The sequence below is a fragment of the Nocardioides psychrotolerans genome, assembly GCF_943371775.1.
Classification (GTDB): Bacteria; Actinomycetota; Actinomycetes; order Propionibacteriales; family Nocardioidaceae; genus Nocardioides; species Nocardioides psychrotolerans_A.
Window position 1 is genome coordinate 1 of the sequence record NZ_CALRWD010000102.1, and the last position, 13,811, is coordinate 13,811.

12 protein-coding genes are annotated in these 13,811 nt (G+C 71.5%); 9 read left to right on the forward strand and 3 right to left on the reverse strand.

Annotated elements, in window-relative coordinates; all coding sequences use genetic code 11:
* Positions 1-121 precede the first annotated feature (121 nt).
* Together AAG827_RS20365 and AAG827_RS20370 are read right to left on the reverse strand one after the other, a co-directional pair.
* Positions 122-1,444: a HAMP domain-containing sensor histidine kinase gene (locus AAG827_RS20365; protein WP_341928044.1), complete on the reverse strand. Its 1,323-nt coding sequence runs from the start codon at positions 1,442-1,444 to the stop codon at positions 122-124.
* Position 1,445: 1 nt separating this feature from the next.
* Complete coding sequence (locus tag AAG827_RS20370) at positions 1,446-2,138, reverse strand: response regulator transcription factor (RefSeq protein WP_341928045.1); 693 nt, start codon at positions 2,136-2,138, stop codon at positions 1,446-1,448.
* A 101-nt stretch (positions 2,139-2,239) separates the two neighbouring features.
* On the opposite strand from AAG827_RS20370, the gene AAG827_RS20375 reads away from it, so the two are divergent.
* The 6 genes from AAG827_RS20375 (at position 2,240) to AAG827_RS20400 (ending at position 9,284) form a co-directional block, all read left to right on the forward strand.
* Positions 2,240-2,692 (forward strand): hypothetical protein, encoded by a 453-nt coding sequence (locus AAG827_RS20375; protein ID WP_341928046.1) that lies wholly within the window; start codon positions 2,240-2,242, stop codon positions 2,690-2,692.
* Positions 2,693-2,721: 29 nt separating this feature from the next.
* Positions 2,722-4,062 carry a type I glutamate--ammonia ligase gene (gene glnA / locus AAG827_RS20380; RefSeq protein WP_341928047.1) on the forward strand — a complete coding sequence of 447 codons (1,341 nt, stop codon included), beginning with the start codon at positions 2,722-2,724 and terminating at the stop codon, positions 4,060-4,062.
* 16 nt (positions 4,063-4,078) lie between these two features.
* Positions 4,079-4,798 carry a type 1 glutamine amidotransferase gene (locus tag AAG827_RS20385; RefSeq protein ID WP_341928048.1) on the forward strand — a complete coding sequence of 240 codons (720 nt, stop codon included), beginning with the start codon at positions 4,079-4,081 and terminating at the stop codon, positions 4,796-4,798.
* Positions 4,795-7,779, forward strand: coding sequence for a bifunctional [glutamine synthetase] adenylyltransferase/[glutamine synthetase]-adenylyl-L-tyrosine phosphorylase (locus AAG827_RS20390; RefSeq protein WP_341928049.1), 2,985 nt, complete (start codon positions 4,795-4,797; stop codon positions 7,777-7,779). The genes AAG827_RS20385 and AAG827_RS20390 overlap by 4 nt, the downstream gene beginning before the upstream one ends.
* 297 nt (positions 7,780-8,076) lie before the next feature.
* Complete coding sequence (locus AAG827_RS20395; RefSeq protein ID WP_341928050.1) at positions 8,077-8,820, forward strand: SGNH/GDSL hydrolase family protein; 744 nt, start codon at positions 8,077-8,079, stop codon at positions 8,818-8,820.
* A 107-nt stretch (positions 8,821-8,927) separates the two neighbouring features.
* The gene (locus AAG827_RS20400; protein WP_341928051.1) at positions 8,928-9,284 is read left to right on the forward strand and encodes a hypothetical protein; all 357 of its coding nucleotides are present in this window, start codon (positions 8,928-8,930) and stop codon (positions 9,282-9,284) included.
* Here AAG827_RS20400 and AAG827_RS20405 read toward each other — a convergent pair.
* Positions 9,281-10,018: a response regulator transcription factor gene (locus AAG827_RS20405; protein WP_341928052.1), complete on the reverse strand. Its 738-nt coding sequence runs from the start codon at positions 10,016-10,018 to the stop codon at positions 9,281-9,283. The genes AAG827_RS20400 and AAG827_RS20405 overlap by 4 nt on opposite strands.
* 142 nt (positions 10,019-10,160) lie before the next feature.
* Here AAG827_RS20405 and AAG827_RS20410 point away from each other — a divergent pair, with 142 nt between their 5' ends.
* The 3 genes from AAG827_RS20410 (at position 10,161) to AAG827_RS20420 (ending at position 13,753) form a co-directional block, all read left to right on the forward strand.
* Positions 10,161-12,335 (forward strand): glutamine synthetase III, encoded by a 2,175-nt coding sequence (locus tag AAG827_RS20410; protein WP_341928053.1) that lies wholly within the window; start codon positions 10,161-10,163, stop codon positions 12,333-12,335.
* A 123-nt stretch (positions 12,336-12,458) separates the two neighbouring features.
* Positions 12,459-12,674 (forward strand): hypothetical protein, encoded by a 216-nt coding sequence (locus AAG827_RS20415; protein ID WP_309650737.1) that lies wholly within the window; start codon positions 12,459-12,461, stop codon positions 12,672-12,674.
* Positions 12,675-12,913: 239 nt separating this feature from the next.
* Complete coding sequence (locus tag AAG827_RS20420) at positions 12,914-13,753, forward strand: DUF2510 domain-containing protein (protein WP_341928054.1); 840 nt, start codon at positions 12,914-12,916, stop codon at positions 13,751-13,753.
* The last annotated feature ends 58 nt before the right edge of the window (positions 13,754-13,811 follow it).

Here is a 13,811-nt window from a genome sequence, read left to right on the forward strand (position 1 = left end):
CGCTCGATCGCTGGACCCGGCACACGACCGCACGCACCATCGCGCCGACTCGGCGTGCGACGTGCAACATCGCGCCGACTCGGCGTACGGCCTGCAACATCGCGCCGACTCGGCGTAGGGGCTAGGGACCGCCGAGCTCAACGACGGCCCGTGCGCCACCCTCGGCCGGGCGCGAGAGGACGAGACCGCCACCGGACTCGGTGGCGGTCCTCTCGACGATGGAGAGGCCGAGGCCGGTGGAGCCGGCGCCGGAGGTGCCCCGGCCGGCGACGTCGATGTCGGCGGGATAGCCCGGTCCGTCGTCCTCGACCGTCAGCACGAGACCGCCGCCGTCCCGCGGGGCGAGGGTCACGCGCACCGCGGCGGAGTCCGGGGTGTGGGTGAACACGTTGTCGAGGAGCACGTCGAGGAGAGCGGCGAGGTCCTCCTCGGCGGCGCGCACCGGCACCGGCACGGAGCCCGCGACGAGCACCTCGACCGAGAGGTCCCGCTCCTGGTCCTCGGCCAACGGCTCCCAGAAGTGGGCGCGCTGCTCGAGCACCGCGACCCCGTCGCACTCGGGCACCAGCCCCTCGCGCTCGGAGCGGCGGGCCTCGCGCACCACGTGGTCCACCATCGCCTCGAGCTCGTCGAGATCACCGCCGAGCCGGGCCCGCTCGGCCGGGTCGCCGATGCCGTCGACGCGCAGCCGCAGCGCCGTGATGGGGGTGCGCAGCCGGTGGGAGAGGTCCGCGACTCCGGCGCGCTCGCGCTCGAGGAGGACGTCGATGCGGCCGACCAACCGGCTCATCGCGAGGGCGAGCTCGCGCACCTCGGCGGGGCCCTCGGCCGAGACGGGGTCGGGGCGACGACGGTCGCCGAGCTGCTGGGCGTAGGTCGCGAGTCCTCGGATCGGGACGACGAAGGAGCGGCCGAGCCGGTCGGCGAGCACCAGCGCCCCGGCGAGCAGCACGATGCCGAGCCCGAGCAGGACCAGCCAGCTGCGCACCAGGGCGGCGTCGAAGCCGGGGGAGTCCACCACCACCCGGATCACCGGGGTGCGTTCGGCGCTCAGCGAGCTCCCGCTGAGCGAGACCGGCACGAGGAACTCCGCGCCGCCGTCGACGTCGTCGATGCGTGCCTGGCCCGTCGCGCGCGCCTCGACCACACGCTGGTCCTGACCCGGGTCGGGACCGACGTCGAGGCCCTCGGGATTCAGCGCCGAGGCCGGGTAGAGCACGGTGGTCTGGATCTCGGAGTCGGCGTTGATCGCGTCGAGGTAGACCGACACCGCGCCGACGTCCTGCCCCGACACCACCGTCTCGGTCGCCTGGACCTCCAGCGCGGCGCGCGAGAGCTGGTCCTCGAGGGCATAGCTGCGCAGCAGCACCGCCATGGGCACGAGCATCGCGAGCAGCACCATCGACACGGCCGCTGCGACGGTCAGGATCAGGCTCCGACGCACGTCAGGCCTCGTCGGGCGCGGCCAGACGCACGCCGACCCCGCGCACCGTGTGCAGGTAGCGCGGCGCCGAGGCGGACTCACCGAGCTTGCGCCGCAGCCACGACAGGTGGACGTCGACGGTCTTGTCCGAACCGCCCCACGCCTGCTGCCAGACGTCGGTGAGCAGCTCCTTCTTCGTCACGACCTCGCCGGGACGCTCGGCGAGGTGGCGCAGCAGGTCGAACTCGCGGGGGCTGAGATCGAGGGCCACCCCGTCCATCGTCGTACGACGGCCCGCGACGTCGATCTCCAGCCCACCGACGACGAGGCTCGTCCGGGGCGTGCGGGCACCCGTGCCGACCCGGCGAATGACCGCGCGGATGCGTGCCTCGAGCTGAGCGGTCGTGTAGGGCTTGACCACGTAGTCGTCGGCGCCCGCGTCGAGGCAGCTGACCAGCGACGGGTCGTCGTCGCGTGCGCTGGCCACGATCACCGGCACGTCGCTCACCGCGCGGAGCATCGAGAGCACCTGGGTGCCGTCGACGTCGGGCAGGCCCAGGTCCAGGATGACGAGGTCGGGCCGCTGCTCGACGGCCATCGACAGCCCCTGCATGCCGGTCGACGCCGACGAGACGGCGTAGCCGCGCTCGCCGAGCGCGCGCATCAGCAGCGGGCGGATGCGCGCGTCGTCCTCGATGATCAGCACCTGCGCCACGCAGGCAACCTAGCCGAGTCCGGCACCGGGTCCTGGCGCCTTAGCGTCGCCTTAACCGTCCCTTGGGGACATCACAGCGATCCGCACGGCACGATGGCCTCATGACCGAGGACCGTCGCACCCGCCGTGCGCTGGGCTACGGCGCCGGCTGGCTGGCGGCCGCCGTCCTCGCCGTCGTCGTGGGCGTGCTCGCCGTGAGCTCGCTCGGGGCCAGCATCCGCGACCGTGGGCCGGTGGTCACCGAGGCGATCCGCACCGCCCAGCTCGAGGAGGAGGGCCGGCTCGAGCCGGCGGTCGAGGACGACGTCGTGCGGCAGGAGATCAGCGACGACTTCGGGGTCTTCGTCGTCGAGTGTCGCGGCGTCGTGGCCTACGGCATCGACGCTCGCACGGCCTCCGGGTGGCGCACCGTGAGCTTCGAGCCCGGACCGGACGACGACGTCGACGCGGTCTTCGTCCGGCAGGCCGAGTCGATCGAGCTGGAGGTCTTCTGCAACCGCGGCCGACCCACGATCGCGGAGATCGAGCGCAAGACCTTGCCCGACGACGACTGAGCAGGTCGGCTGCCCCTACGCTGTGCCGCATGGGCAAGCAGGAAGACTTCGTTCTCCGCGCTCTCGAAGAGCGTGACGTCCGCTTCGTGCGGCTGTGGTTCACCGACGTGCTGGGCTTCCTGAAGTCCGTCGCAGTGGCCCCGGCCGAGCTGGACAACGCCTTCGACGAGGGCATCGGCTTCGACGGCTCCGCGATCGAGGGCTTCGCCCGCGTCTACGAGGCCGACATGCTCCTGCTGCCGGACCCCTCGACCTTCCAGATCCTCCCGTGGCGCGGTGGCGACGGCCCGGCCACGGCCCGGATGTTCTGCGACGTGGTGATGCCCGACGGCAGCCCGTCCTACTCCGACCCGCGCTACGTGCTCAAGCGCACGCTGAGCAAGGCGGCCGACAAGGGCTTCACCTTCTACACGCACCCCGAGATCGAGTTCTACCTCTTCAAGGACACCCCGCAGGCCGGCGTCGACCCGGTCCCCGTCGACCGCAGCGGCTTCTTCGACCACACCGCGCAGTCCCACGGCTCCGACTTCCGCCGCGAGGCGATCACGATGCTCGAGGCGATGGGCATCTCGGTGGAGTTCAGCCACCACGAGGGCGGCCCGGGCCAGCAGGAGATCGACCTGCGCTACGCCGACGCGCTCTCGACCGCCGACAACATCATGACCTTCCGCACCGTCATCCGTGAGGTCGCGCTCGGCCAGGGCATCTGGGCCAGCTTCATGCCCAAGCCCTTCACCACCCACCCCGGCTCCGGCATGCACACCCACGTCTCGCTCTTCGAGGGCGACCAGAACGCCTTCTACGAGGCGGGGGCCGAATACCAGCTCTCCCAGACCGGCCGCCGCTTCATCGCCGGCGTCCTGCGCCACGCCCCGGAGATCAGCGTCGTCACCAACCAGTGGGTCAACTCCTACAAGCGGATGATGTTCGGCGGGGAGGCCCCCTCCTACATCTGCTGGGGCCACAACAACCGCTCCGCGATGGTCCGGGTCCCGATGTACAAGCCCAGCAAGGGCAACTCCACCCGGGTCGAGCTGCGCACCATCGACGCCGCCTGCAACCCCTACCTCGCCTTCGCCGCCGTGCTGGCGGCCGGCCTCAAGGGCATCGACGAGGGCTACGAGCTGCCCCGCGAGGCGGAGGACGACGTGTGGGCCCTCACGGAGCGCGAGCGCAAGAACCTCGGCATCGAGCCGCTCCCGCACAACCTCAACGAGGCGATCAAGATCGCCGAGACCTCCGAGCTGCTCGCCGAGACGCTGGGGGAGAACGTCTTCGACTACTTCCTGCGCAACAAGCGGGCCGAGTGGGACGAGTACCGCGGACAGGTCTCGGTCTTCGAGCGCGACCAGATGCTCCCGGTCATCTGACCAGGCAGGTCCCACGATGCCGTCGGTCCTGGTCGTCCAGCACGAGGACGAGTGCCCCCCGGTGCTCCTCGGGCGCTGGCTGACCGAGGCCGGCTGCACGCTCGAGGTGTGCCGGCCCTACGCCGGCGACGCCGTCCCCGACCTCACGTCGTACGACGGAGTGCTGGTGCTGGGCGGGCCCCAGCAGGCCGAGGACGACACCGTCGCCTGGTTCGGTCCGCTCAAGGAGCAGCTCCGTGCCGCCCACACGGCCGGTGTCCCCGTGCTCGGGGTCTGCCTCGGCCACCAGCTGCTCGCCTCAGCGCTCGGCGGGCGCGTCGAGCGCAACCCGCGCGGCCAGCAGCTCGGCCTGCTCGACGTCGGCTGGACCGCGGACGCGGCGACCGACGAGCTCCTCGGCCCTGTCGCGACCCCCCGGCGGGGCGTGCACTGGAACGACGACGTCGTCACCGTCCTGCCCGCCGGCGCCACGGTCCTCGCGCAGACCCCCGCGGGGGAGCCGCAGGTCGTCCGCTTCGGCCCGCGGGCCTGGGGGCTCCAGCTCCACCCGGAGGTCGACGCGGCCACCCTGCGGCCGTGGGCGGCCGACGACCGGGAGGCCCACGTGCTGCGCGGCATCGACCAGGACACCCTGCTGGCCCAGGTCGAGGACGCCGCCGACGAGCTGACCGAGGCCTGGCGCCCCCTGGCCCGGTCCTTCGCCCGGGTCGCCGGCGCCGCAGGGGGCCCGCGATGACGCGCACCACCACGACCAGGGGCGCCCTCCTGCGGCTCGGGTTCACCGACACCGCCGCCGCCCAGGAGGCGCTGACGGGCCTGGGCGGGCAGGCCGAGCCGATCCTCGCGATCCTCGGGCGCACCGCCGACCCCGACCTGGCCCTGTCCGCCCTCGTGCGGATCGCCGACGAGGTCGAGGACCGTGAGGCGCTCCTGAGCGCGGTCGCCGACGACGAGGGCACCGCGATGCGGCTGCTGTGCGTGCTCGGCGCGAGCAGCGCGCTGGCCGACCACCTGGCCCGGCACCCCGAGCAGTGGCACGAGCTCACCGACCCGACGATGGGCTCCACACGTCCAGCGGCCTGGAGCGTGCGCGCCGGCCTCCTGGAGGCGGTGGGCGCCGACCCGCACGCCGACCAGCCGGTCGCGACGCTCCCGGACGCCGAGGCTGTCGACGCCCTGCGCGTGGAGTATCGCCGCGTCCTGCTACGTCTCGCCTCGCGCGACCTCTCCCACGACGTCGCCATCGACGACGCGGCAGCCGAGCTGTCCGACCTCGCGGCCGGCACCCTGGAGGCCGCACTGGCCGTGGCCCGGCAGCGGGTGGGGGAGTCCGCCTCGCTCGCGCGGCTGGCGGTCATCGCGATGGGCAAGCTCGGCAGCAACGAGCTCAACTACGTCTCCGACGTCGACGTGATCTTCGTCTACGAGCCGGCCCCCGGGCACGAGGACGCCAGCGACCAGGCGGTCGTGCGGGCCGCGACCCAGCTGGCCAGCCACCTGATCCGGATCTGCTCCGACCACACCACCGAGGGCACGATCTGGCCGGTCGACGCAGCGCTGCGCCCCGAGGGCAAGGCTGGCCCCCTGGTGCGCACCCTCGCCAGCCACCTCGGCTACTACGAGCGCTGGGCCAAGACCTGGGAGTTCCAGGCGCTGCTCAAGGCCCGCCCGGTCGCCGGTGACCTGGCGCTGGGTCGCGAGTACGTCGCCATGCTCGCCCCGCTGGTGTGGTCCGCGGCCGAGCGCGAGGGTTTCGTCACCGACGCCCAGGCCATGCGGCGGCGAGTCGTCGAGCACATCCCGGCGCGGGAGGCCGACCGCCAGCTCAAGCTCGGCTCGGGAGGGCTGCGCGACGTCGAGTTCGCCGTGCAGCTGCTCCAGCTCGTCCACGGCCGCATGGACGAGCGCATCCGGCCGACCGCGACGCTCAGCGCGCTGGCCGCGCTGACCGACGGCGGCTACGTCGGCCGCGAGGACGGGGAGGCGCTCCACGACGCCTACGCCTTCCTCCGCACCCTCGAGCACCGGATGCAGCTCTTCCAGCTGCGCCGCATCCACGTGGTGCCCGAGGACGAGCCGTCCCTGCGCCGTCTCGGCCGCAGCGTGCGGCTCTTCAAGGAGCCGGTCGCGTCGCTCGACCGCGTGTGGGAGCACCACCGCCGCGAGGTCCGACGGCTGCACGAGAAGCTCTTCTACCGCCCGCTCCTCGCCGCGGTCGCCGGGATCCCCGGCCCCGAGGCCCGGCTCTCGTCGGAGGCCGCCAGCACCCGGCTGGCCGCCCTCGGCTACGCCGACCCTCAGGCAGCGCTGCGACACCTGGAGGCGCTGACGGCCGGGCTCTCCCGCACCTCCACCATCCAGCGGGCCCTGCTGCCGGCGATGCTCGAGTGGTTCGCCGAGGGCCCCGATCCCGACGCCGGCCTCTTCGGCTTCCGCCGCATCAGCGAGGCCCTGGGGCGCACCCCGTGGTACCTCAAGACGCTGCGGGACGAGGGTGCCGTCGCCGAGCGGCTCGCTCACCTGCTCTCCACCTCGCGCTACGTCACCGACCTGCTCGAGCGGGAGCCCCAAGGGGTGCGGATCCTCGGTGGATCGCTCGCCCCGCTGCCGGTCGAGCCGCTCGTCGAGGAGATGCTCGCCGCCGCCGGTCGCCAGGACGACGTCGAGAAGGCCGTGCGTGCCATCCGTGCCGTGCGACGGCGCGAGCTCTTCCGGATCGCCGCCGGCGACGCGCTGCGGCTCACGGACGTGGCCGACGTCGGCAAGGGGCTCTCCCGCCTGACCGACGCCACCCTGGAGGCCACGCTCCGGGTCGCGGGGCTCGCCGTACGACGGCAACGGTTGCTCGAGCAGGCGCCCGCACGCATCGCGATCATCGCGATGGGTCGCTATGGCGGCTTCGAGCTCTCCTACTCCAGCGACGCCGACGTCCTCTTCGTCTTCGAGGCCGAGCCGGGCGCCGATGCGCAGGTCGCGACCTCCTACTCCCAAGCGGTCGCCAACGAGCTGCGCCGGCTGCTGGCCCTGCCGGGGGCCGACCCGCCGCTCCAGGTCGACGCCGACCTGCGTCCCGAGGGCAAGCAGGGCGCGCTGGTGCGCACGCTCGGCTCCTACGCCGCCTACTACGCCAAGTGGTCGATGGTCTGGGAGGCGCAGGCGCTCCTGCGCGCCGATGCGGTGGTGGGTGACGAGGACCTGCGACGGCGGTTCACCGATCTCATCGACCCCCTGCGCTTCCCGGCCGACGGGATCTCGGAGGACGACATCCGCGAGGTCCGTCGGATCAAGGCCCGGATCGACCGCGAGCGCCTGCCGCGTGGCGCCGACCCCCACCTGCACCTCAAGCTCGGGCGTGGCGGCCTGGCCGACATCGAGTGGACCGTGCAGCTGCTCCAGATGCGTCACGCCGGTCAGGTGGCGTCCCTGCGCACGCCGCAGACCCTCGATGCGCTCGCGGCGGCGCGGGACGCGGGGCTGCTCGGTGAGGAGGAGGCGGCGCTGCTCATCGAGGGCTGGCGCACCGTCAGCCGGACCCGCAACGCCGTGACGCTGGTGCGGGGCTCCTCCGGCGACCAGATTCCGCGTGACGCCCGGGAGCGCGCCGCGGTCGCCAACATCCTGGGCTACCCGCCGGGGGCGACCGACGAGATGGTCAACGACTACCTGCGGTGCACCCGGCAGGCACGTGCGGTCGTCGACCGTGTCTTCTGGGACTGACCTGCCGCGACCGTCGCGCAAGTGACGGTGTCGGTCCGGCGCGAGATGTGGGACAATCACGGAGCCAGGCCGCGATCGACTGCCCCCCAGAGGTCGCGTCCTGGCACTTCCATGTCCGGACGTGCGACACGCACCGCGCTCCGTGAGCCTCGTGGAGCAGCCCACCCCCGGGATGTGGGCTGAAGAAAGTCCGAGACGAGGTCGGAGCAGCAGTGCGTGTCGAGGTAAGCCTGCCCCCGGTCCCACGGGTCCAAACATCCGATCTCCCACCGGTTCGGACCACGTAGGATCGGGGTCGTGTCCAAGCCATGGGGGCGGTCCACCGACACGGGCCGAAGCGTCACCGTCCAGCGATTCACGCTGCTCGGCGTCCTGGGTGCGACCGCACTGACCGTGGCGCTCCTGGTCGCCCAGTTCTCCACCGACCCCGGTGAGCCGGAGCAGGTGCCGTTCGCCGACACCGCGGCCGTGGCCCTCTCCGTCCCGCCGGCGGCCAAGGTCCTCTTCATCGGCGACGACTGGACCGCGGGGGAGGGAGCAGCGCTCCAGAAGGCCAGCTTCGTGCACCTGCTGTCGAAGGACCTCGGCTGGGAGTACCGCGTGGACGCCGTCCCCGGCTCCGGCTGGGCACACAGCGCTCCGGGGACGCCCGGCAGCCAGTACCTCGACCGCGTCTTCCGGCTCCAGACCGACGAGGACTTCGTGCCCGACGTCGTGGTCATCTCCGCGCAGATGCGCTCGCCGGCCACCACGCCGGTCATCCGCAAGCTCATGCGCAACACCGTCACCACCCTGCGCGGGCGGGTGCCCGACGCGGTCATCGCCGTGGTCCTGCCCTACGGCAACCCGCGCGGGATGGGCATGTGCGAGCCCCTCGAGAACGACCACATCACCTGCGTCGACACCTTCGGCGAGGAGTGGCTCACCGGCGCCGACGCACCCGCCTACTTCGCGGAGGACGGGCTCCTCAACGGCGACGGCCACGCCTACTTCGCGCAGCGGCTCGCAGCCGACCTGGAGCGCGACCTCGTCATCGGCTGAATCCTTGCGGCTTGCTTGAGGTTTCCGCGCAGATCCCTTGATCTGCGCCGCGCACCCTGGAGGCAGCAGCCCCGAACAGTCGCGGTCGCGCTCAGCCAGGAGGACACGTGAGCACGTTCGACCCGCGTGACCTCGACCGGTTGGCCCAGGACGTCGACAACTGGCCGTTCACGGTCTCCTTCGCCCACACCTACCGCCGGCTCCTCCCGCAGCGGGTCGAGCGGATCGTGACCGCGACCGAGGTGGGCGACCTCGACGCGGCGCTCGATGCCACGTTGAGCCTGCGCGTGGCCTCCAGCATCGTCGGCACTCTCGAGCTGGTCGAGATGGCCCGGTTCATCGAGGGCCGGCTGCGCGTCGGTGACGTCGTGGGGGCCACGGCCCGGGTGCGGCTCGTCCCTGCTGCCGCGCAGCGTGCCGACCGGGCGCTGGCGTCCTACCTCATGGAGTACGCCGACTCCTAGAGCGGGCCCTGGAGCGCATCCATCCGGTAGCCGACGCCACGCACCGTGCGGACCAGGCGGCCGGCGTCACCGAGCTTGCGGCGAAGGTTGCCCACGTGCACCTCGACGAGGTGGGTGTCGGTGGCCCAGTCGGTGCCCCACACCGAGCGCAGCAGCGCCTCGCGGGTCCAGACCCGTGCGGGGGTGCGCATCAGCTCGGTGAGCAGGTCGAACTCCGTGCGGGTGAGCGCGAGCTCCTCGTCGCCCCGGAAGGCCCGACGGCCGTCGACGTCGACCTTGAGGGGGCCGTGGTCGAGGATCTCGTTGTGCGGGGCCGCCAGCGGCGTGTGCTCCTCGACAGGGGCGGTCGAGCGTCGCGGGCGGCGGAACATCGCGTTGACCCGGGCCTGGAGCTCGCGGGGGCTGAAGGGCTTGGAGATGAAGTCGTCGGCGCCCGTCTCCAGCCCGATCAGCCGGTCGATCTCCTCGTCGCGCGCGGTGATCATGACGATGTAGACGTCGTTGGTCTCCCGGATCCGCCGGCAGGTCTCGATGCCGTCGATGCCCGGTAGTCCCAGGTCCAGGGTCACCAGGTCGGGGTCGAAGGTGCTGATCGCCTCGAGCCCGTCGAGCCCGGTCTCCACGGACCGGACGTCGAAGCCCTGGCTGGTGAGGGTGAACTCGATGAGTGACCGGATGTCCTCGTCGTCCTCGACGACGACCGCACGACGTTCGGTGGTGGCGGCATCGGGCATGGGGCCGACTATGCCAGACCGACGACCGGATTCCGGTCGCTCCGGCCTGTCACAAGGACGAAACAATCCGGACACGAGGGCCACCTAGATTCCCGGTATCCACCCGTGCACGTGCGCGGGGCATGCCCGAGGGAGCCCGATCTTGAGTAGCAACAACGTCCGTCTGCAGGCCATCACCTCGGTCGAGGCCTACATCCCGCCGCCCATCTCGTTCGACCCGGGCGAGGAGCCGGGCGAGATCTTCGGTCAGAACGTCTTCAGCCTCGCGGTGATGCAGAAGCGGCTGCCGAAGGCGGTCTACAAGTCGGTGCTCGCGACCATCGAGCACTCCGCGCCGCTGGACCCCGAGATGGCCGACGCCGTCGCGTCCGCGATGAAGGACTGGGCGCTGGAGAAGGGCGCAACCCACTACGCCCACGTGTTCTACCCGCTGACCGGCCTGACCGCCGAGAAGCACGACAGCTTCCTCGACCCCGTCGGCGACGGCTCGGCGTTCGCGTCGTTCTCGGGCAAGACGCTGATCCAGGGCGAGCCCGACGCGTCGAGCTTCCCCAACGGCGGCCTGCGCAACACGTTCGAGGCTCGCGGCTACACGGGCTGGGACGTCATGAGCCCGGCGTACGTCCTGGAGAACCCCAACGGCAACACGCTGTGCATCCCGACGGTCTTCGTGTCCATGACCGGCGAGGCTCTCGACCACAAGACGCCGGTGCTGCGCTCGCAGCAGGCGATGGCCGCGCACGCCGAGCGCATCCTGCGCCTCTTCGGCCACGACCCGTCGCGCGTGGTGTCCTACTGCGGACCCGAGCAGGAGTACTTCCTGGTCGACAGCCACTTCTTCCTCGCGCGCCCCGACCTGCTCAACGCCGGTCGCACGCTCTTCGGGGCCAAGCCGCCCAAGGGCCAGGAGTTCGACGACCACTACTTCGGAGCCATCCCCGAGCGCGTGCTGGGCTTCATGATGGACACCGAGCGGGAGCTCTTCAAGCTCGGCATCCCGGCCAAGACCCGGCACAACGAGGTCGCTCCGGGCCAGTTCGAGATCGCCCCGATGTTCGAGCGTGCCAACGTCGCCTCCGACCACCAGCAACTGCTCATGACGACGTTCAAGTCGATCGCCAAGAAGCACGGCATGGAGTGCCTCTTCCACGAGAAGCCCTTCGCCGGGGTCAACGGATCCGGCAAGCACGTGAACTTCTCGCTCGGCAACACCACCGAGGGCAACCTGCTGCTGCCCGGCGACAACCCGCACGACAACGCGCAGTTCCTCGTCTTCTGCGCTGCTGTCATCCGCGCCGTGCACAAGTACGGCGGCCTGCTGCGCGCGTCGGTCGCCTCGGCGAGCAACGACCACCGCCTGGGAGCCAACGAGGCCCCGCCGGCGATCATCTCGATCTTCCTCGGCGACCAGCTCGCCGACGTGTTCGACCAGATCGCCAAGGGCGGTGCGACGCGGTCCAAGGAGAAGGGCACGCTGATCATCGGCGTCGACACCCTCCCCGACCTGGCCAAGGACCCGGGCGACCGCAACCGCACCAGCCCCTTCGCCTTCACGGGCAACCGCTTCGAGTTCCGTGCGCCGGGCTCCCTGCAGACCGTGGCCGGGCCGATGGTCATGATCAACACGATCATGGCCGAGGCGCTCGACCACTGCGCCACCGTGCTGGAGGCGGCGATCGAGGAGGGCACCGACTTCAACGAGGCCGTGCAGGACCTGCTGACGACGATCGTCAGCGACCACGGCGCGGTGATCTTCAACGGCAACGGCTACTCCGACGAGTGGCAGGTCGAGGCGGAGCAGCGCGGCCTGAAGAACCTGCGCACCACGGTCGACGCGCTGCCCGAGCTGATCACCCCGGAGGCGATCGAGCTGTTCTCGAAGTACTCGGTCTTCAACGAGCGCGAGATGCACAGCCGCTACGAGATCGGCCTCGAGCACTACCTGCTCACCGTCGGGGTCGAGGCCAACCTGACGCTCGAGATCGCGACGACGACCGTCCTGCCGGCAGCGCTGCGCTACCAGACGGAGCTGGCAGCCAACGTGGCGGCGCTGAGGGCTGCCGGTGTGGACGCCGACCTGTCGACCCTCGAGTCGGTCTCGGCTCCCATCGCTGCGCTGCGTGCCGGCATCACGTCGCTGTCCGCGGCCCTGGCCCACGACCACGACGAGGACGCGCTGCTCGCGGCGACCTTCGCGCGCGACGAGGTGCTCCCGGCCATGGGCGCGATCCGTGAGGCGGCCGACACGCTGGAGAGCCTGATCGCCGACGACCTGTGGCCGCTGCCGACCTACCAGGAGATGCTCTACATCCTGTGAGGTCCAGACCAGGAGGGTCTTTACCCCGGGCGACGTTTGGGGCATGACCCACCGGGGCACCGATCAGACGGCTCCGGCCGACGGGCGCATCCGCGTGCCCGTCTCTCACCTGAAGGAGACGTCATGGTCATCGGACTGGGCATCATTCTCATCATCCTGGGCCTCATCCTGGTCTTCGATGTCGTCACGATGGATCTCGCGCAGATCGACGACGGTGCCCTCGGGGGCATCCTCCTCGCGGCGGGCATCCTCGCGATCGTCGTGTCGCTGGTGGTCAACCAGCAGCGCACCCGCTCGACCCACGTCGTCGAGGAGCGCACCACCCGTCCGCCCCTGTGACGGCACCGGTGGTGGAGGACCACGAGCACACCTGGACGTTGCGCAGCATCGACTTCACCGACGGGGTCGAGGTGCGTGAGTTCGCCTGCGGCTCCTGTGAGTCGCTCTGGTTCCACTAGCGCCACACCTGTTCCGTCGCCTACGGCCGGTCGCAGTCCCTGCGGCCGGCCGTCGTCGATTTCCCGTGTGATGATGCGCGGGACGCGTCCGCCTGTCAGTCCACCTGTCGAGGAGAACCCATGAGCGACCCGAACCAGCCCAGCACCCCCGCCGGGTGGTATCCCGACGGCCAGGGTGGTCAGCGCTGGTGGGACGGGGCCCGGTGGACCGACCACGTCCAGCCGGCCGCGCCCGCTGCGCCTGCGACGCCTCCTGCCCCGGCCACACCTCCGGCTGGGGGCTTCGACCCGAACCAGACGGTCGTCGCCCCGCCGCGCGGGGACCGGCCCGGCCAGGCCGCCTACGGTCAGGCGCCGGTGGGCCAGCCGCCGGTGGGCCAGCCGCCGGCAGGGCCGCCGCCCGGCGCGCCGCCGTGGCAGGCGCCGTACGCCGGTCCCAGCGGAGGCGGGGGCGGCAAGGGCAAGGGCAAGATCATCGGGGCCGTGGTCGGTGTCGCGGTGCTCCTCGTGGTCGGGCTCGTGCTGCTGTTCACCGTGGTGCTGGGCGGCTCGGGGCCGGCTGATGCCGCCGAGGACTACCTGCAGGCGCAGTCGGAGGGTGACCAGGAGGAGGTCTGCGCGCTGACGTCGACCGAGAGCCAGGACGAGATCTTCGAGGTCTACGAGGTCGACGACTGCGCGGCGTTCGTCGCGGCCTTCGAGGACCAGGACGGCTTCGACGACTTCTCCACGCTCCTCGAGGACATCGAGATCGACATCGAGATCGGCGAGGTCGACGAGAAGGAGGAGTCCGCGACGGTGGACTACACCGAGCAGGTCGCCTACACCGGGGACGACGCGGACACGTTCGCCGAGCTCTTCGGCGAGGAGCAGACCGAGTTCACCGTCACGGGCACGATCACGCTGGTGAAGCAGGACGGTGACTGGAGGATCGACGAGGACGAGAGCACCACAAAGTGACGTGGTGCGCCGGCCTCAGCCGCGGCGGAGGGGCGGCAGCTCGAGCTGGGGCGCGGCG

What these genes read in the sequence shown, in the direction of transcription:
- AAG827_RS20375 (WP_341928046.1), top strand. Translation starts at nt 2,240, where the DNA reads ATGACCGAGGACCGTCGCACCCGCCGTGCGCTGGGCTACGGCGCCGGC.
- glnA (WP_341928047.1), top strand. Translation starts at nt 2,722, where the DNA reads ATGGGCAAGCAGGAAGACTTCGTTCTCCGCGCTCTCGAAGAGCGTGAC.
- AAG827_RS20385 (WP_341928048.1), top strand. Translation starts at nt 4,079, where the DNA reads ATGCCGTCGGTCCTGGTCGTCCAGCACGAGGACGAGTGCCCCCCGGTG.
- AAG827_RS20390 (WP_341928049.1), top strand. Translation starts at nt 4,795, where the DNA reads ATGACGCGCACCACCACGACCAGGGGCGCCCTCCTGCGGCTCGGGTTC.
- AAG827_RS20405 (WP_341928052.1), bottom strand. Translation starts at nt 10,018, where the DNA reads ATGCCCGATGCCGCCACCACCGAACGTCGTGCGGTCGTCGTCGAGGAC.
- AAG827_RS20415 (WP_309650737.1), top strand. Translation starts at nt 12,459, where the DNA reads ATGGTCATCGGACTGGGCATCATTCTCATCATCCTGGGCCTCATCCTG.
- AAG827_RS20420 (WP_341928054.1), top strand. Translation starts at nt 12,914, where the DNA reads ATGAGCGACCCGAACCAGCCCAGCACCCCCGCCGGGTGGTATCCCGAC.